Raw genomic sequence first — 17941 nt, 5'->3', positions numbered from 1 at the left:
GGCCGTTACTGGGAAAGCCGTTGCAGGATGCTGAGAGAGACCGCGCGCCCCAGCGCCGTGCTGTGCTGCAGGGCGGTTCTGGCTCTACTCAGCTGACGCGGACCGGCCACGCCGCGCAGTTGCCAGACCAGCTCGACCAGCTGGGCGACGCCGCTGGCACCGGGGGCATGGCCGCGGCCGAGCAACCCGCCGGACGGGCAAATCGCCACGCCGCCGTCGTCACCGGTATGCCGGCCCTGGGCGAAGGCGGCGAACTGATCCTCACGGCAGAAGCCCAGCGCGGCGCAGTTGATCAGGTAGTCGCCGACGCTTTGGTCATGCAACTCAACCAGGTCGATATCTTCCGGGCCGAGACCGGCCAACTCGTAGGCGCGCGTCGACAGGCGTCGGGTAGCGACTCGGCCCAGTACGTCGAGCGCACTGAGCGACTCCTGGTCGGCGTTGCTGTCGCCACCGCGCAGGCTGACCAGGCAGGCAATGTCGGCACGCAGCCCGTGGCGCTGGGCGAACGACGGCGTGCACAGGATCAGGGCGGCGGCACCGCATGCCGGGGCACTCAGGTAAGGGGCAAGCCAGCTATCGACCTCATCTAACTGGTTGAACAGGGCGTAGGGGTTGAGGCGGGCCTGGGTTCTGGCAGCCAGCACAACCTGTTCGAAGGTGGCCTCCGAGACCCCCAGGCCGGTGAGCAGATGGCTGCTCTGGGCGGCGAACAATTCTGCCGGATGCTGGCGTCGCTCCAGCTGTTCGAGGGCTTGATGGTGTTCCGCCGCGAGCTCCTGCGCTTTGCTCGCGCGCTCGCCCAGATCGAAGAACGCCCGGCTGGAAATGCCTGCCGGCATGGCTTCGCAACCGACCACCAGCACGCACTCGCTTTCGCCCGAGAGCAGGCTCTGACGCGCCAGGTGAAAGGCGCTATGCCCGGAGACGCAGCCGTCGCGGACATTGACCAGGCTTGCCCCGTTCAGTCCGAGCGGCGCCATCAAGCGCTCGCCAATGCCCGAGCCGGCGTGCACGCAGGCGAAGAAGGTCTGGTCGATCAGGTCGAGATCGAGGTCCGTGTCGGCCAAGGCCAGGTTCACCGCCGACTTGGTCAGTTCAGAGGCATGGCCACTGCCCAATGCGGTGAACGGGGTCATGCCAACACCTGCGATCAGTACCTTGTGCTTCATCGTCTGTGTCCCGAGGTCGATAGCGCGACCTAGCAATAGGCGTCGCGCCGAGCCGTCAGCAGACTTGCCGGCGGTTCTTCATGGGATCGAGGTTATTGCCGGCGCGCTACTTTGACCCCCCCGGCGATGGGGGGGGCTGTGCGGGTGGCCAGGGAGGGTTGCTAGGGCTGCAGAATGCCCAGCAGATAGGCGCGATCGAGCACATGCTTGCGGGTGCCGGCCTGGAACTTGCCGAACAGGTTCTTCATGTGCCATTTCACGGTTTCTTCGCCGACCTCCAGGGCCAGGGCGATCTGCTTGTTCGACAAGTTGCGCGAGAGCAACTGCAGGACCTCGCGCTCCTTGGGGGTGAGCATCCTGCTCGGCGAGACGCTCACCGTCGAGTGCTTGCGCGGCGGGCCGGGCGCAGCGGCGGGTGGCTGCACGGCGGCCGCCGGGGCATTGCCCTGTAGCTGGGCCGCCCAGGCCGGCAGGTCCGGGTGGGTGTCGGCGAGAATCCGCAGCAGGCCGTATTCCTCGGCCAGACTGACGGCCTCGCGCAGGGCCGGCACACCGTCCTCGCCGAGGCGCTGGCGGGCCAGTGCCTGGAGCAGCAGTATCTGTACGCGTTCACGGCCACGGCGCAGGCGCTCGGCCAGTGGCGCGGCCTGCTCCAGCAGCGCCAGTACGCCGCTCCAGTCATGGCTGGAGACGCAGGCATAGACATGCCCGAGTTGTGCGTACAGGGCCAGTTCGGGGCCCAGCAGGCCGCGTGGTTCGCGGACGAAGTCGGGCAGCAGTTGGTCGAGGCGCTGCCACAGGGCCTGGCAGGTTTCGCTGTGGCCGCGCAGGGCGTGCTGGCGCAGCTGTTCGGCCAGCGCGCTGATGCACAGGCGTGGCATCTGCCGGGTCTCGCCGATGGCGAACAGTTCGTCGAGCAGGTCGTGGGCGCGGTGGGTCTGCCCCTGCAGGGCCGCCAGGCGGGCCCCGCTGACATAGCCCTGGACGATCGCCTCGGGGGCGGCCAGGCGCGCCAGCAAGTCCAGGCGATTGGCGAGTACGGTGCTGGCCTCGGTCTGGGCGTCGCGTTCGAGCAGCACGTTGGCCAGGGTCGTGGCCATCAGCAAGGCGATGCCGCTGCGCCGGCCGATATCCTGGTCGGCCTGGCTCAGGCTGGCGCGCAACGCCCGCTCGGCGCTGAGCATCTGGCCCTCCCAGAAATACGACAAGCCGAACTGCCAGTCGCGATGGCCGCGTACGGCATCCATGCCGGAGGTCCATTCGAAGCGCGGCGCATGCTGGCAGTAATGGCGGGCGCGCTCGGTATGCCCCGCCGCCAGGGCCAGGCGAATCCTGTGGTTGGCCAGGATGGCCTGCAGCTTGATGGAGAAAGCGGAAGCCTTGTCCAGCCAGGGTTCGATGATCTGCTGCGAGGAATCGGGGTGGTCGGCGGAAAAGGCGGCGGTCGAGAGGATCGCCGCCGCTTCGCACTGCTCTTCTGCGCTGGCGTTCGGGTCGTTGCTGACCCGCTCGATCATCTGCACGGCCTGCGTCTGGTGCCCGCTCAAGGCCAGTGACCAGGCCGCGACCAGGCGCAGGCGCGGACGCCGCTCGACTTCGTGGCTGGGCAGTTGCTCAATCCAGTCCAGCGTCCGGGTAAAGTGACCGCGCAACATCAATTCGTACAGGCAGCTCTCGGCCAGTGCATAGGCTTGCCTGGTTTGCCCGGCCAGCAGTGCCTGGCGCGCGGCGGCCTCTGGCAGGCCATGGCCAGCGAGCCATTCGGCGGCGCGCTGGTGCAGCAGTTGACGTTCTGCTTCGGGCAGCACGGCGAAGCGGCTGCGCAGCAACTCCTGGGCCAGCGGATGGATGCGCAACCAATCGCTGTCCACGCCCTCGATCAGGATCGGTGTGCTGCTCAGTAGCTCTTGCAGCCATGCCGCGGCGCGTTCATCGGCGAGCAAGACGACGCACAGTTGCGGATGGACCATCTCGAACAGCGAGATGCGCGTGAGGAAGTCGGTCTGCTGCTGCGAGAGGCGGGACAGCAGCGAGTCGATGAAGAAATTCTGCCGATTGCCATTGCTGACGGCCAGGTCGCGAATGGCGCTGTGCAGGTCGCTGCTGCGCTCGATCGCCGAGATCGCCAGTTGCAGGCCCAGCGGCCAGCCCTCGGTGATCTCGTGCAGGTGTGCGCAGTCGTCCAGTTCCAGGCGCTGGCCGAAGCGCATCGCGAGCAGGGCGAGGGTCTCGTCGAGGGTGAAGCGCAGGTCCTCGACGCCGACCACGCCGAAATAACCCTGGGCCAGCAGGTCGGCCATCGGCAGGGCCATGCGTCCGCGCGAGGCCATGGCCACGCGCAGGTTGGCGGGTGTGTTGCGCAGCAGGTAGGTCAGTGAGTGGCGTGTCGTCGCCTCCGGCAGGCTGTGCGCGTCATCCAGAATCAGTAGGGTTTCGGCACCCAGGTCGGCGATTTCGGCCAGCCAGCTGGTCAGCTCGTCGAGGTCGTCGAGGTCGTCGGCACCCTTGCCGAAGAGGGCGGTGCTGTTCTGGGGTATCGCTGGTCGACCGCTGCCGACCGCCTTGGCGACGGCCAGGCCGTGAGCCAGGCGCTGGGGGTCATCATGCTCGTCGAGGGTCAGCCAGATCACCACGCCACCCTGTGCCAGCCAGTCGCGGCGCCACTGGGCCAGTAGCTGGGTCTTGCCGAAGCCCGCTGGTGCCTGCAGCGCGATCACTGCCTTGTCGGCCAGCTCGGCGGAGTCCAGGCTCAGTCGGGGGCGCGCCGTGGCGGACTTCTGCAGGCGCGGCGGGGTGGCCTTCAGGACCAGCCCGGGTTCGGTACTCACTAAGCTCAAACGCTGTTCTCACGGTTGACGGAGAGTGGTCTCCAACTGGCTACGGTGCGCCGCTGGCGGTTCTTATTGTCGGACCATTCTGCATCCGTTTTCGCCGGCTGGCGATGCTGCCGGCGCGCGATGCGATCTTTTCATTTGGCCATTGCAGACGAACAGAAGTCTAGACGTTCGTTGCGCCGAGTCTGATCGGATTCCGACGCGCCCCCCCATCGAGGGGGGTGGAGCCGCGGTATGGGCGGCCTATGGTGGCAGCGTGGACGGGTATAGCGGACTGCTCCTTCCCCTCCGCGTTAGATGCCATTTCATTGAACAACGCAGTACTCGAGGAGTGTGTCGTATGAGTCCGTATCGCGTAGGGCTGGACAAGCAACCGGCCAACCACATGGCGTTGAGCCCGCTGACGTTCATCGAGCGTTCGGCTTGCATCTATCCGCAGCGTCCGGCGGTGATTCACGGTCGGCGTCGATATACCTGGGCCGAGACCTATGCGCGCTGTCGTCGACTGGCGTCGTCGCTGGCGGACGCCGGTGTGGGGCAAGAGGACACGGTGGCCGTGATGCTGGCCAACACCCCGGAAATGTATGAGTGCCACTTCGGCGTGCCGATGTGCGGGGCTGTGCTCAATACCCTCAACACCCGCCTGGATGCCGAAGCCATCGCCTTTATGCTCGAGCATGGCGAGGCCAAGGTGTTGATCACCGACCGAGAGTTCGCCCCGACCATCCGGGCGGCATTGCCCAGGGTCAACCATGACATCCTGGTCATCAATGTCTGCGACAGCGAATATGACGGTCCCGGCGAACCGCTCGGCAGCTACGAGTATGAGGCGTTCATCGCCAGTGGCAACCCGCAGTTCGTCTGGTCGTTGCCGGCCGACGAGTGGGACGCGATTAGCCTGAACTACACCTCGGGCACCACCGGTAATCCCAAGGGCGTGGTCTACCACCACCGCGGTGCTTACCTCAGTGCGCTGTCCAACATCGTCACCTGGGGCATGCCGCCGCATGCGACTTACCTGTGGACGGTGCCGATGTTCCACTGCAACGGCTGGTGCTTCACCTGGGCCCTGGCGGCCAATGCCGGCACCAATGTGTGCCTGCGCAAGGTCGACGCACAACTGATCTTCCAGGCCATCCGCGAGCACCGGGTCAGCCACTACGGCGGCGCGCCCATCGTGCAGTCGCTACTGATCAATGCGCCGGCCGAATGGCGCGAGGGTATCAGTCATCGGGTCTCGGCGATAACCGGAGGTGCGCCGCCGCCGATGGCGATGGTCGAGGGCATGAAGCAGCTGGGCTTCGACCTGACCCATGGCTACGGTCTCACCGAAACCTATGGCATGTCTACGGTATGTGCCAAACACCCGGAGTGGGAGGCGTTGCCACTTGAGGAGCAGGCTCGTCTCGGCGCGCGTCAGGGCGTGCGCAGCATCTGCCAGGAAGGCATCAGCGTGCGCGATTCCGAGACCATGGAGGAAGTCCCCCATGACGGCGAGACCGTGGGCGAGATCATGCACCGCGGCAACCTGATAATGAAGGGCTACCTGAAAAACCCGCGCGCCACCGAGGAGTCCTTCGTTGGTGGCTGGTACCACAGCGGCGACCTGGCGGTGGTAGAGCCGGATGGTTACGTGAAGATCAAGGATCGCAGCAAGGACATCATCATCTCCGGGGGCGAGAACATCAGCTCGATCGAGGTCGAGGACGTGCTCTACCGCCACCCGTCCGTGCTGGCCGCAGCTGTGGTCGCCACTCCCGACGAGCGCTGGGGCGAGGTGCCCTGTGCCTTCCTCGAACTGCGCGATGGCCATGCGCCCAGCGCGCAGGAGCTGAGCGAGTTCTGCCGCGAGCGCCTGGCCCGTTTCAAGGTGCCCAAGCAGTTCATCTTCGGCCCTTTGCCGAAGACCTCGACCGGCAAGATTCAGAAATTCGTCCTGCGCGAGCAGGCGCGTTCGGTCTTGGCCATCGGCTGAGGCCCGCCAGGGCCTCACGCACAGCTCCACCCCAGACCATTTCTAAGAAAGAGAAATAGCCCCATGCACACAGACACAGCCTCCACCGCGGTGATCACCGGCACCTCCTCGGGCGAGATGGCCAGGCTGATCGACAAGCACGTGAAGTCGGGCGTGGTAGCGGCCTTCCCGTGCACGCTGGTGCATCCCTTCCTCGGCCACCTGCCTGAGCGTCTGGCCAACGCCCTGGGAGAATGAACGAGATGGACTATCCGATGCGCAGATTGCAGATCAACGGCCTGGAAATGAACGTGCTGATTGCCGGCGAAGGCCCACCGGTGCTGCTGGTGCATGGTTTTCCCGACACCCATGCAGTCTGGCGCAAGCAAATCCCCATGCTGGTCGCGGCCGGCTACCAGGTGATCGCCCCGGATACCCGCGGCTGCGGCGAGTCGCAGATGCCGAGCCGGGTCGCCGACTACCACCGCGACCTGCTGGTGGCGGACCTGCGCGCGCTGCTCGATGCGCTCGGCATCGAGCGGGTGCGCCTGGTCGGCCACGATTGGGGCGCGATGCAGGGCTGGTTTTTTACCCTGACCCATCCCGAGCGGGTGGAGCGCTACATCACCCTGTCGGTTGGCCATCCGGCGGCCTATGGCAGCGGCGGCTTGGCGCAGAAACTCAAAGGCTGGTACGTGCTGATGTTCCAGCTGCGTGGCTTTCCCGAGTGGCTGCTGAAGGCCGGCTACTGGTGGTTATTCCGCAAGGTCACCGCCTTTCCCGAGGAGTTTGGCCACTGGCGGCAGACCCTGACGCGGCCGGGGCGCCTCGCGGCCGGCATCAACTATTACCGTGCCAACCCCGGCGTGATCCTGCCGCACGCCTGGCCCAAGGCCCGGGTGCCGGTGTGCGGCATCTACAGCAGCGGCGACCGTTTCCTGACCGAAGGGCAGATGCGCGACACCGCGCGCCATGTGGACGGCCCTTTTCGCTACGAGCGCATCGACGGTGCCAACCACTGGCTGCAGCTCCACGCGCCGGAAAAACTCAATCCACTGCTACTCGACTGCCTGCGTTGAGCAAGGAATTCACATGCACACCTATCGTTTCGAACTGACCCTGGCGGCGCTGCTGCTCGCCTCCTCGTCTTATCCCAGTGGCACACGCCGGGCAGCAAGCACGGTGCCGACGAGATCGACGGTTACATGAGTAGCCTGGAGCAGAACCTGCCCTGGCCGGCGCAGAAGAAGGGCGATCTGATCCTGCCCTTGCTCAGTTGGGCGCTGGCCTGCTGATCCTGCTCCGGGCTGTGGCCTGGGTCCGCGCGCTGCGCCGCAGTCGCAACTGAGCCATGGCTGGCGGCGAAGCTACACGAGAGCTGCCGGCTGTCGTGGCACCTCTCCAGATGATTCCCCCTTATTCGGAGTTCCTCTCATGTCGATTGAACAAGTCGGGCCGGCCGTCGAGCAGATGCGCCAGGTCTTCGCCAGCCAGCGGGCCGCCTTCGCCCGCGAGCGCTATCCGTCGTACCCGGTGCGCCGGGCCAACCTGCAGGCACTCAAGGCGGTGGTGTTGGACAATGCCGATGCGATCGCTGCAGCCATCGCCGCCGACTTTGGTCACCGCTCCAGCCACGAGAGCAAGCTGCTCGACATCTTTGGCCTGGTGAGCGAAATCAACCACGCGCTCAGATGCCTAAAACAGTGGATGAAGCCGCACAAGCGCGGGGTCGGTCTGTGGTTCCAGCCTGGGCGTGCTGCTCTGCTGGCGCAGCCGCTCGGGGTGATCGGTATTGCGGCACCTTGGAACTATCCGCTGTACCTGACCCTGGGGCCGCTGTGTGGTGCATTGGCTGCCGGCAACCGCGCCATGATCAAGATCGCCAGCGACTCCAGCCATTACGGGGCGTTGCTCGCGCGCTTGTTGGGCGAGCGGTTCGCGGAAGACCTGGTGGCAGTGATCCAGCCGGGACCCGGGATCAACGACCAGTTCTCCCGCCTGCCGTTCGATCACCTGATCTTCACCGGCTCGCCGGGCGTCGGACGCCAGATCATGCGCAACTGCAGCGAGAACCTTACCCCCGTGACTCTGGAGCTCGGCGGCAAGTCGCCTACCCTGGTGGCGCCAGGCTTTTCGCTGCAGCGTGCCGCCGAGGCCATCCTATGGGGCAAGTGCCTGAACTCCGGGCAGACCTGTGTCGCGCCGGATTACCTGTTCCTGCCCGAGGGTAGCGAGCAGCAGTTCATCGAGCAGGCGCGGAGCGCCGTGGCCCGTTACTACCCGGGGCCACTTGGCAGCAACCCGGATTACAGCTGCATGATCAATGCCCGGCAGTTGGCCCGGGTCGAGGCTCTGCTCGCCGATGCCCACGACAAGGGCGCGCAAGTCGTGGCGCTGGCTGATGCCGAGGAGGCGCGCCGCGCCGGTAAGCTGGCACCGCACCTGGTGCTGAATGTGCGCGACGACATGCAGATCATGCAGGAGGAAATCTTTGGCCCGCTGCTGCCGGTGCTCGCTTATCGCGAGCTGGAGCAAGCCCTGGACTACATCAATGCGCATGAGCGGCCGTTGGCCCTGTACCTCTTCGACGAGGACGATGCGCGGGTTGAGCAGGTGCTGAGGAAGACTCTCTCAGGAGGCGTCTCGGTGAACACCGTGATGCTTCACGTGCTACAGGAAAACCTGCCGTTCGGCGGTGTCGGCAACTCGGGGCTGGGGCATTACCACGCGGAGGAGGGGTTCCAGACCTTCAGCAAGATGCGGCCAATCTTCTACCAGGCCCGTTTCAATGGCAGCTTCCTGCTCAAACCACCCTATGGGCGTCTCACCGAGGGTCTGCTGCGCCTGGTGCTGCGCTGAACCGCCCGCTCAGCGCTGGCCTGCTGATCCTGTTCCTGGCCGTGGCCTGGACCCTGCGCACTAACTGACATTGGGAGCTGCGGCAGCCGCTGCCCGGCACCCACCCCATCCAACATTCCGGAGGTAGCGGATGAAAGCTGTTGTTTGCCAGAACACCAAATTGCAGGTCGTCGAGCTGCCGGAGCCGGTACCCGCCAAGGGTCAGGCACTGGTCGAGGTGCTGCGCTGCGGAATTTGTGGCTCGGACTTGCACATGCGCCACCATTGCGACGAGTTCAAGGCCGTGGTGGATAAGGTCGGCTTCGCCAAGGTATTGCCGTCCAGCAGCGATCCGGTTGTGTTTGGCCATGAACTCTGTGCCGAAGTGCTGGAGTACGGTGCCGGGTGCGACAAGAAGCTCAAGCCCGGTACCCGGGTGGTGGCCCAGCCGGTCCTGCGTATCGGTAATGCGATCCACCTGGCCGGCCTGTCGCCGCTGGCCACCGGCGGCTTCGCCGAGCGCATGCTGTTGCAGGAGTCGGCGCTGGTGCCGGTGCCCAATGGCCTGTCGGCCGAGATGGCGGCCCTGACCGAGCCGATGGCGGTGGCCTGGCATGCGGTACGCCGCAGCGAAATCCAGCGCAAGGACGTGGCCATCATCATCGGTTGCGGGCCGGTGGGCCTGGCGCTGATCTGCCTGCTCAAGGCGCAGGGTGTGGAGCGCGTGGTGGCCAGCGACTTCTCCGCCGGGCGGCGTGCCCTGGCGCAGCGCTGCGGGGCCGATGTGCTGATCGATCCGCGCGAGGGCTCGCCCTACGCCGAGCGTCCTGGCGAGGATTTCATCCGCGATCTGCCCAGCTTGCTGGAACTCTCGTTGGGCACCCGCGAGAAGCTCGGCAAGCTGCCGGTGCCCTGGCACATCGCCTGGCGCCTGGCCGAGAAGCTTGGTGTCGGGGCACCGAAGCGTCCGGTGATCTTCGAGTGCGTCGGCCTGCCCGGGCTGCTGCAGCAGATCATCGATGGCGCGCCGCTGCTGTCGCGGGTGATGGTGGTCGGTGTGTGCATGCAGGTCGACCGCTACGAGCCGGCCCTGGCGATCCACAAGGAGATCGACCTGCGCTTCGCCTTCGGCCATTCGCCGCTGGAATACCGCGACACCCTGCACATGATCGCCGAGGGCAAGGTCGACTGTGCGCCCATGATCACCGGCACCGTCGGCCTGGACGGGGTCGCCAACGCGTTTGACGCCCTCAAGGATCCGGAGCAGCACGCGAAGATCCTGATCGACCCGCAAAGCGCGGTGGCCCAGCTATGAGCGGGACGACGACCTTGAACGCACGTTCGCCCTTGCCCCTGCCGTTGAACCAGATCGCCTTCAGCGTGGTCGATCTGCGCCGCACCGAAGCCTGGTGGTGCGACGGTCTGGGCTTCCTCCCGGCTGGCGGCAGCCGCCTGATGATGCGCGGCCCGCTGAGCGCCGCCATCGTCGACCTGCCCGGCGCGGCGATGACCTGCTGGTGCCTGGTCGGGCGCAACGACTGGTGTCAGCTGGAGCTGTTCCAGTACGAGCGGCCGATGGCGCGCCTGATGCCGGCCGATCGCCAGCCCAACGACATCGGCTATAGCCGCATGGGCGTCTGGGTGGCCGATTTCGACCTGGCGCTGGCCCGTCTGGCCAAGCTCGGTACCCAGCCGTTGACGGCACCGCTCGGCGCAGCTGGTGCGCGCCGCGTCTGCGTGCGCAACCCCGACGGGGTCTATGTCGAGTTGCTGGAGCAGGATCCACTACCCGAGGAGAACCGTCGTGGTCGCCAGGACTGTCCGGTGGCGATCCGTTACGTGAGCATGACCACCCCGGATCTGGCCGCCTCCAGCACGTTCGTCGGCAGCGGCCTGGGAGTGCCCGAGCACGACCTGCAGTTACACGACGACGCCCATGAAGCGCTGTGGGGACTGGCGGACGCCGGTGCCAAGCGCCGGGTATTCGGCGGGCCGACCCTGTTGCTGGAAATCGTCGAGTATGGCCGCGACCCGGGGCGGGGCCGCGAGGCGGGCTACCGGATCAACGACCAGGGCATCCTCAATATCTGCTTTGGCGATCCGCGCAACCGCCATGGCGTCAACGCCATGCATCTGCGGGCGCTGGCCGCGGGTGCCAAGGCGAACTGCCGGCCGATCCATATGCCGCTGGCTGGTTGCGTCTACGTCAACGACCCGTTGGGGTTTTCCTACGAGTTCATGTGGGCCCGGCCGGGCAGGGGGCATCGTGACTTCGGCTTCCTGCCGCTGCCGCGCGAGCGGCGGCCGCTCGCCGACAACCAGGCCTGCGCAGCGAGCATCGAAATCGCCGCCGTGCCGGAGCGGGTCTTCGCCCAGCTCAGTGACCATCCGACGCTGGGTCGCTGGGCGGGACTGGGGCAGTGCCGCCTGGTCAAGCCGGGGGCCGGCGAGGTCAACGGCTATGGTGCCGAACGGGTGCTGGATTCGCCATTTGGTGCCATTCATGAACAGATCACCGAGTTCAGTCCGAACCGGGGCTACCGCTATCGCGTGCTCCAGGGCTCACCGGTGTATTGCCACCAAGGCGAGGTGCGCCTGACCCCCTGCCGCGGCGGCACCCGCGTCGACTGGCAGATCCGCTTCCGTTCGCGCATCCCCGGCCTGGGTGTGCTCCTGCGTTATCTGCTCGAACACAAGCTCAATGCTGCGCTCGCAGGCCTGCGCCGCCAGCTGACGACCTGAGCATGCCTTCTCGCCACCCCATGAATCTGGAGAAAAACAACATGCATATCCTGAAATTCATAAGCAAACACATCGTCCTGAACATTGTCGTGCCCGTGACGGTCGTCGCCGCGCTGCACTTCTACTTCTATATCTTCGGTTGAGCGAGATGCCTCCCATGAAATCAGCCTACTCCCTCGGTTTGCTCACCCTGCTATTCGGTGCCAGTGCCAGCGCCGCCACCCTCAGCGGCCACGTCATGACCGACGATGGCAAAGCGGTCGCCGGCAGCATGGTGACCGTCTGGAACGAAGCGCGTAACCGCAAGGAAACCGTCTACAGCGACGCCAACGGCCGTTACTCGCTGGAAACCGGCTTCGTCGGCAAGCTGCAGGTGCGCACGCGCACCCCCTATTTCAGGGATGTCGTGCAGCCGCTGGAACTGGCCGCGTCCGATCGGCAGCGCCTGGATTTTCGCGTGGCCAAGATCGCCTCGGTCGAGGAACTGTCCAGCAGCCTGACCGCCTCGGCGCATGCCGCGACCCTGCCGTTCCCGGATGCGCCGACCAAGGAAGCGTTCATTTCCCAGTGCAGCTTCTGCCACCAGCAGGGCAATTCGACCACCCGTATTCCGCGCAGCGAGGAGCAGTGGGGGGAGTCGATCAATCGCATGGAAGGCTATCTGGCGACGCTGACCTATAGCGAGGAAAAGAGCATCGCCAAGATGCTCGCCGAGGGCTACGACGGCAAGCCGATCAAGGCGATCCAGAGTCACGACTTCAGCCCCGAGCTGGCCAAGGCGCGAGTCGAGGAGTGGCATGCAGCCACGCCCCTGTCCTTCCTGCACGACACCATGGTGCTAGCCGACGACAAGCTGATGGGCATCGACGAAGGCCGCGACGAGGTGTACATCCTCGATCGCCAGAGCGGGCAGATCGACACCTACCAGATGCCGGTGACCGACGAGGTCAAGGGTGGCAACTTCCGCGGCATGCAGATGCCGATCGGCATCTTCACCGGCAAGCACGGCCCGCACAGTGGCGCGCAGATCTCCGACGGGCGCATCTTCTTCACCGGCGCGCTGTCGAGCAACCTGATCATGTTCAACCCGGCGACCAAGGCCTGGAAGCTCTACCCGATCCCGCAGGGCTTCCTTTGGCGCAAGGGCCTGTATTCGCACACCATCCGCGTCGACAAGGATGACAATGTCTGGTTCACCGTGCTGATCTCCAACACGGTGATGAAGTTCGACACCAAGACCGAGCAATTCACTGAAATCGAGACCCCGCACAATGGCGTGCTGCGCTGGATCACCGACACCTTCATCGGCGTCGTGCTGAAGATCTCCGCCTGGTTCCCCGAGCAGAATTTCCACCTGGCGCTGTCGCACCACAAGTGGCTCAACGGTGGCCGCGACGTGTTCAACTGGCCCTACGGCATCGACATCAATCCACTCGATGGCGGCGTCTGGTACAGCAAGGTACTGGCCAACAAGATCGGCCACATCGACCCCGTCACCCATGAGGTCACCGAGTACGACGTGCCGCACAAGGGCCCGCGTCGCCTGCGTTTCGGGGCGGATGGCAGCCTGTGGATTCCGTCCTTCGACGAGGGCTACCTGATGCGCTTCGACACCCAGAGCAAGACGTTCGAGAGCATCGCGCTGCCGTTGCTGGCGGCCAACGAGTACGAGATCCCCTATGCGCTGAACGTCGACAAGCACGGCGACGTGTGGATCGCCACCAACAATGCCGATCGAGTGATGCGCTACATCCCGGCCCAGAAGAAGTTCATCGCCTACCCGATGCCCAACCGGGTGATCTGGTTCCGTGACTTCGAGTTCACCCAGGATGGCCGCGTGTGCACCTCCAACTCCAACCTGCCGGCCTATGCCCATGAGGACGGCCTGCCTGCCTTCGTCTGCATCCAGCCGGACGTTGCCGATACCGGCACCTTGCAGCCGGTGCATCAGCATGCGGCGGTGAAGGCGACCAAGTAAGGGCGCTGTACCGGGCGCTGCTCGGTGCCCGGCAGGCCTAAACCGGCGAAGCCAGTGCGGCGCTAAACGGCTGCCGCACAACGGTAGGGGCGATGCCCTCGCCTCCGGCGTTACACCGATTGGGAGAGAGACCATGTGAATTGCACCGCTCAGCGCCGCTGGCGTTACTTTGTTGCAGCGCGCATTGCGCGAGCCGCTGCTGCGTTCCTGCTGCTCGGCGGGTTGCTGTTCGGCCCGGCGAGCCGGCGGCTGATCAGGGCGTACCACGCTCATAACAAACAGTAGTAATGCCCGTATTACTCAATACCGGCATTGTCGCTTGGGGTTACATCCAGGCAGAGGGCGACAGCAGAGCAGTTTCCGCTGACGCTGGAAGAACCGGTGTTCACCTCAACTGCCTCAGTGTGCTGCCTTGGGCTACAGCGGGTTGAGATGCTCGTCGAACTGGTTGAGGCTGACGAACTGCAACGGTTGCAACTGGTCCAGCCGGCGCAGGTGCTGGCGGTATTGATCGAGCAGTTCCAAGCGGGCCTCGTGCGAGATGTAGGGCACATGGTGGGCGACGAAGGGCGGCAGCACGGTCATCCCGGTGTAGGCCAGGGTGCCCTGCAGGATGGGGCGCAGCATGGTGTTGACGTCGCCGTGCACGCCGCCCTCGACCAGCATGTGCGGTCGCCCGCCGACACTGATCGCCAGCATGGCCCGCTTGCCGCTCAGCCCGCCCTGGTCGTAGAAGCGCTTGCCGCCATAGCAGACGCCGGACAGCAGCACGCGGTCGATCCAGCCTTTCATGATGGCCGGCATCGAGAACCAGTAAAGCGGGAAATTGAAAATCAGCAGGTCGGCGCGCAGCAGTTTGTCCAGTTCGCCCTGGATGTCCGCTGCCAGCGTTTGCTGCTGATGGTTGTGGCGCTGTTCCAGGGCATAGACCAGATAGTCCGGTTGTTGGCGGGAGCCGAAGTCGGCGGCGCTGGCGACCGGATTCCAGTGCATGGCATAGAGGTCGGAAAGCTCCACCTCATTGCCTTGCGCGCTCAGCTCCTGCACGGCGAGATTCATCATGGCGGTATTGAAGGACTGCGGTTCGGGGTGGGCGTGGATGATCAGTACGTTCATGCAGGGGTTGTCCAGGCAGGTGGCTAACGGGATGCACCCACTCTAGGGGCGGCGGCATGCTTGCGCACTGGTCTGAAACGACAGTTAATGTGCGGATACAGACAGTACGGTCAGGCTCACGGGCCTGGTCTAACGAATCACGGAAAACCTGTGGAGAGAGCCGTGCCCAGTGCCGCCATCTTGGGCTTCGATGATGTCTATGCCTCGGTGCTTGGCGGTTTTGCCGACATGCTGCAGGTGGCCAATGCACACCTGCGCAGACAAGGTGCGGCTCCGGAACAACTCTTCGAGTGGCAGTTCATCAGCGTCGATGGGCGGTCGGTGAGGGCCTGCAATGGACTGGAGCTGGCGATGCGTCCGCTGTCGATGGATAGCCGCTTCGACCTGGTGTTTATTCCCAGCCGGCATTACCGGGGCTGGGACGAATTCCAGTCCTTCCTGGGCAGACAAGCCGAGGCTCGGGCCTGGCTGATCCGGCAGTGGCAGCAGGGCACCTGGCTGGTAGCCAACTGTACGGGCACCTTCTTGCTCGCCGATACCGGCCTGCTCGATCACCGCGTGGCCACGACCACTTGGTGGCTGGAGGGACATTTCCGTTCGCGTTTTCCCCGGGTCGATCTGCAGATGCGTCCCGTGGTGACAGAAGCCGATCGCCTGGTGTGCGGTGGTGCCCATGCCACCTTTCTGCTGCAGACGGCTCGCGTGCTCACCCACTTCGTCGGCAAGGCCGTTGCCATGCAGTGTGCACGCAGCATGCTGATCGATCTGACGCAGACCACGCAGACGCCACTGTTGCCACTGATTGCGGACAAGTCGCACAACGATGCGCTGGTGCACCGCGCCCAGCAGTGGCTTGAGGAGCACATGACCGAGACTGTTCGCATCGCCGAGCTGGCCGACCGGCTGGCGGTCAGCGAGCGGACCCTGGGGCGCCGGTTTCAGCGGGTGCTGGGACAGTCGCCGCTGACCTATCTGCAGCACCTGCGCATCGACACGGCGCGGGCCCTGCTTGAGGCCGGCGACCTCTCCACCGAGCGGATTGCCCAGTATGTCGGCTACCGCGATATCAGCTCCTTCAGCCGGCTGTTCCGCGAGCGGGTCGGCATCACTCCCGGGGCTTATCGGGAGCGCTTTCAGTTGTCGGCTGACGAGGACTGACGGCCAGGTGCCGGTCGAGGACTCTCATCCTTGCCTATGGCTGTATTCGCATATTAAAAGTCGATTTAGCCTATTACCCTGGCCATCGGGGCTCCCTAGAGTTTTCGTCGTTTCACCGAACGAGTTCACCAAGGGAAACTCCATGACCGCTCAGAACACCGTTACCCGCTATCAGGACAGCCTGTACCACGACCTGAACACCCCCGAGGAAATTCTGGCCATCCGCCAGGAGGTACGCCGCTTTGCCGATGAGCATGTGGCACCTGTGGCCTATGCGATCGGTCATACCGAGGAGTCGGTAGACGCTTTTCCGCGCGAGTTGTTCACCAAGATGGCCCAGGCCGGGCTGTTTCGCATTCCCTTCGCGGCAGAGGTCGGGGGGCGCGGCCTTCGGCATCCCGCCACTGCGACCGCGGTGATGATCGAAGAGCTGGCCTATCATTCGAACTCCGTTGCGGCGATAGTCGATGTGCACTGCATTCTTGCCGGTGGTGCCCTCAGGCATGGCTCCGACTCGATCAAACAGCGCTACCTCACGCCTCTGCTCAAGGGCGAGAAAGTCGGCAGCTTCGCCACTACCGAGCCTGACGCCAGCTCGGACCTGAGCGTCGAGGCCATGCGCACCATCGCCATCCGTACCGAGGATGGCTACATCGTCAATGGCCGCAAGCGCTTCATCAGCAACTCGCCGGTCGCCGATTTCGTCGTGCTGCTGTGCGTCGATGGCGAGCGCATGACCGAACTGGTGGTCGAGCTGGATTGGCCCGGTGTACGCGTGGGCCAGCCGGACAAGAAGCTGGGCAATCATGGCCAACTGACGGCAGATATCTACTTCGACGACGTCAAGGTGCCCCTGGAGAATGTCGTAGGCCAGCCCGGTCAGGGCCTCAAGATCGCCCTGCAGACGCTCACCTTCGGCCGGGTCGCAATCGCCGCCAGCGGCACCGGCATGGCCCAGGCACTGTTCGATCACAGTGTCGAGCGGCTCAAGACCCGTCGCGTCTTCGGCAAGGCCATCGGGCAGTTCCAGTACTGGCAGTTCAAGCTGGCCGAGCGCGCCACCGAAATCGAGAATGCCCGCAACCTTTACCTCAAGGCGGCACTGCGCATGGATGAGGGGCAGGCGTTTCCCGAGCCCGAGGCTGCGATGGCCAAGTGGTACGCCACCAACCTGGCCGGCGAGTTCGCCCGAGAAGCGGTGCAGATCTTCGGCGGCTACGGCTGCATGCGGGAAATTGCCGCCGATGGCTCGCACTACCGCGTCGAGGAGATTTACCGCGACTGCAAGATTGCCGAGATCTACGAAGGGGCCAATGAGATCCAGAAGATGGTGATCGCGCGCGGCATCTTCGGCAAAGAGATCACCGGCTGATTCGTGGCTCCTATCCTGAACCATGCTCGGCGTTGCGCCGAGTCAGACCGGCAACGCGGGCTCTGCTGCAAAGGGCCTGTGTTGGCGTCGCCTGGAGAACACGGCTCGGCGAGGAAGCTCAGCAGTAGTGCGCTGAACTGTTCCGGGTGTTCCTCGGGGGGCTGATCCGCTTCCAACGGATCCGCTTCTCCAGCTTCCAGATCTGTCTGAGCGAGGAGCGCGGCCCGGCCATCGGCTTCCCCGGCCACGTGCCCGGTCACCAGAAGCTGCGTACCTCCTACATCGGCACTCGCGGAAGAGGCTTGGTTCATGTCCAACTGCTTGACAGGCAGGCTTGTGGGCGACGCTATTCGCTGCTGTGCCACTTCATCCGGTAATGGCCGGGGCTCTCTCCGGTCCACTGCTTGAACGCCCGGTGAAACGCACTGGCCTCGCAGAAGCCGGCCTTCTCGGCGATCGCGGTGATGCTCAGGTCGGTGTTGCGCAGGCACTCGAAGGCGATAGCGCGGCGTACCTCGTCTTTGAGCTCCTGGAAGGAGAAACCCTCGCGCTGCAGCTGGCGGCGGAAGCTGGCGATGCTCAGGGCGCGCTCCTCGGCCATGTCGGCCAGGGTCGGCCAATGTTCGTAGCGACAATTGCGCAGCTGTTTGTAGACTTCGGCGCTCAGTCCCTGGCGGTTGCTGAAACGCACGATCAGCCATTGCGGTGAGGTGCGCAGGAAGGTCTTCAGCGTCGCCAGGTTCTGTACCAGCGGCAGCTCGAGGTAGCTGGCGGCGA

13 protein-coding genes are annotated in these 17941 nt (G+C 64.9%); 9 read left to right on the top strand and 4 right to left on the bottom strand.

The annotated features are described in order from the left end of the window. Positions 1–5: 5 nt before the first annotated feature. Both G9C89_RS21475 and G9C89_RS21470 read right to left on the bottom strand, forming a co-directional pair. Positions 6–1172: a thiolase C-terminal domain-containing protein gene (locus G9C89_RS21475; protein ID WP_172152033.1), complete on the bottom strand. Its 1167-nt coding sequence runs from the start codon at positions 1170–1172 to the stop codon at positions 6–8. A gap of 161 nt (positions 1173–1333) precedes the next feature. Further along, positions 1334–4000: a helix-turn-helix transcriptional regulator gene (locus G9C89_RS21470; protein ID WP_172152032.1), complete on the bottom strand. Its 2667-nt coding sequence runs from the start codon at positions 3998–4000 to the stop codon at positions 1334–1336. A 346-nt stretch (positions 4001–4346) separates the two neighbouring features. On the opposite strand from G9C89_RS21470, the gene G9C89_RS21465 reads away from it, so the two are divergent. The 7 genes from G9C89_RS21465 to G9C89_RS21435 all read left to right on the top strand — a co-directional run bounded on the left by G9C89_RS21465 (position 4347) and on the right by G9C89_RS21435 (position 13518). After that, positions 4347–5981: an acyl-CoA synthetase gene (locus G9C89_RS21465; protein ID WP_172152030.1), complete on the top strand. Its 1635-nt coding sequence runs from the start codon at positions 4347–4349 to the stop codon at positions 5979–5981. Between the two features lie 63 nt (positions 5982–6044). After that, a complete protein-coding gene (locus G9C89_RS21460) occupies positions 6045–6218 on the top strand; it encodes a hypothetical protein (protein ID WP_172152028.1) in 174 nt (57 codons plus the stop codon). A 17-nt stretch (positions 6219–6235) separates the two neighbouring features. Further along, the gene (locus tag G9C89_RS21455) at positions 6236–7039 is read left to right on the top strand and encodes an alpha/beta fold hydrolase (RefSeq protein ID WP_218575959.1); all 804 of its coding nucleotides are present in this window, start codon (positions 6236–6238) and stop codon (positions 7037–7039) included. 355 nt (positions 7040–7394) lie between these two features. Beyond that, on the top strand, positions 7395–8819 hold the full coding sequence (locus tag G9C89_RS21450) for a coniferyl aldehyde dehydrogenase (protein WP_172152024.1): 1425 nt from the start codon (positions 7395–7397) through the stop codon (positions 8817–8819). Between the two features lie 130 nt (positions 8820–8949). Then, positions 8950–10113 carry a zinc-binding dehydrogenase gene (locus G9C89_RS21445; protein ID WP_172152022.1) on the top strand — a complete coding sequence of 388 codons (1164 nt, stop codon included), beginning with the start codon at positions 8950–8952 and terminating at the stop codon, positions 10111–10113. A 14-nt stretch (positions 10114–10127) separates the two neighbouring features. Next, the gene (locus G9C89_RS21440; RefSeq protein WP_172152020.1) at positions 10128–11540 is read left to right on the top strand and encodes an SRPBCC family protein; all 1413 of its coding nucleotides are present in this window, start codon (positions 10128–10130) and stop codon (positions 11538–11540) included. Positions 11541–11697: 157 nt separating this feature from the next. Further along, positions 11698–13518, top strand: a complete 1821-nt coding sequence (locus tag G9C89_RS21435; RefSeq protein WP_172152018.1) for a carboxypeptidase regulatory-like domain-containing protein — start codon at positions 11698–11700, stop codon at positions 13516–13518. Between the two features lie 417 nt (positions 13519–13935). On the opposite strand, the gene G9C89_RS21430 is transcribed toward G9C89_RS21435, so the two are convergent. After that, positions 13936–14634, bottom strand: a complete 699-nt coding sequence (locus G9C89_RS21430) for an NAD(P)H-dependent oxidoreductase (RefSeq protein ID WP_172152016.1) — start codon at positions 14632–14634, stop codon at positions 13936–13938. A gap of 162 nt (positions 14635–14796) precedes the next feature. Here G9C89_RS21430 and G9C89_RS21425 point away from each other — a divergent pair, with 162 nt between their 5' ends. Next, positions 14797–15792 carry a GlxA family transcriptional regulator gene (locus tag G9C89_RS21425; RefSeq protein ID WP_172152014.1) on the top strand — a complete coding sequence of 332 codons (996 nt, stop codon included), beginning with the start codon at positions 14797–14799 and terminating at the stop codon, positions 15790–15792. 142 nt (positions 15793–15934) lie between these two features. Then, a complete protein-coding gene (locus G9C89_RS21420; protein ID WP_172152012.1) occupies positions 15935–17164 on the top strand; it encodes an acyl-CoA dehydrogenase family protein in 1230 nt (409 codons plus the stop codon). Between the two features lie 346 nt (positions 17165–17510). On the opposite strand, the gene G9C89_RS21415 is transcribed toward G9C89_RS21420, so the two are convergent. Further along, positions 17511–17941 (bottom strand): helix-turn-helix domain-containing protein (locus tag G9C89_RS21415; protein WP_172152010.1); only part of this gene is annotated, 431 nt, incomplete at its 5' end.

This window comes from Pseudomonas tumuqii (genome assembly GCF_013184545.1).
GTDB classification, from domain to species: Bacteria; Pseudomonadota; Gammaproteobacteria; order Pseudomonadales; family Pseudomonadaceae; genus Aquipseudomonas; species Aquipseudomonas tumuqii.
This window is presented reverse-complemented; position numbering and strand designations above follow the sequence as displayed.

What these genes read in the sequence shown, in the direction of transcription:
- G9C89_RS21475 (WP_172152033.1), bottom strand. Translation starts at nt 1,172, where the DNA reads ATGAAGCACAAGGTACTGATCGCAGGTGTTGGCATGACCCCGTTCACC.
- G9C89_RS21465 (WP_172152030.1), top strand. Translation starts at nt 4,347, where the DNA reads ATGAGTCCGTATCGCGTAGGGCTGGACAAGCAACCGGCCAACCACATG.
- G9C89_RS21460 (WP_172152028.1), top strand. Translation starts at nt 6,045, where the DNA reads ATGCACACAGACACAGCCTCCACCGCGGTGATCACCGGCACCTCCTCG.
- G9C89_RS21455 (WP_218575959.1), top strand. Translation starts at nt 6,236, where the DNA reads ATGCGCAGATTGCAGATCAACGGCCTGGAAATGAACGTGCTGATTGCC.
- G9C89_RS21450 (WP_172152024.1), top strand. Translation starts at nt 7,395, where the DNA reads ATGTCGATTGAACAAGTCGGGCCGGCCGTCGAGCAGATGCGCCAGGTC.
- G9C89_RS21445 (WP_172152022.1), top strand. Translation starts at nt 8,950, where the DNA reads ATGAAAGCTGTTGTTTGCCAGAACACCAAATTGCAGGTCGTCGAGCTG.
- G9C89_RS21435 (WP_172152018.1), top strand. Translation starts at nt 11,698, where the DNA reads ATGAAATCAGCCTACTCCCTCGGTTTGCTCACCCTGCTATTCGGTGCC.
- G9C89_RS21430 (WP_172152016.1), bottom strand. Translation starts at nt 14,634, where the DNA reads ATGAACGTACTGATCATCCACGCCCACCCCGAACCGCAGTCCTTCAAT.
- G9C89_RS21420 (WP_172152012.1), top strand. Translation starts at nt 15,935, where the DNA reads ATGACCGCTCAGAACACCGTTACCCGCTATCAGGACAGCCTGTACCAC.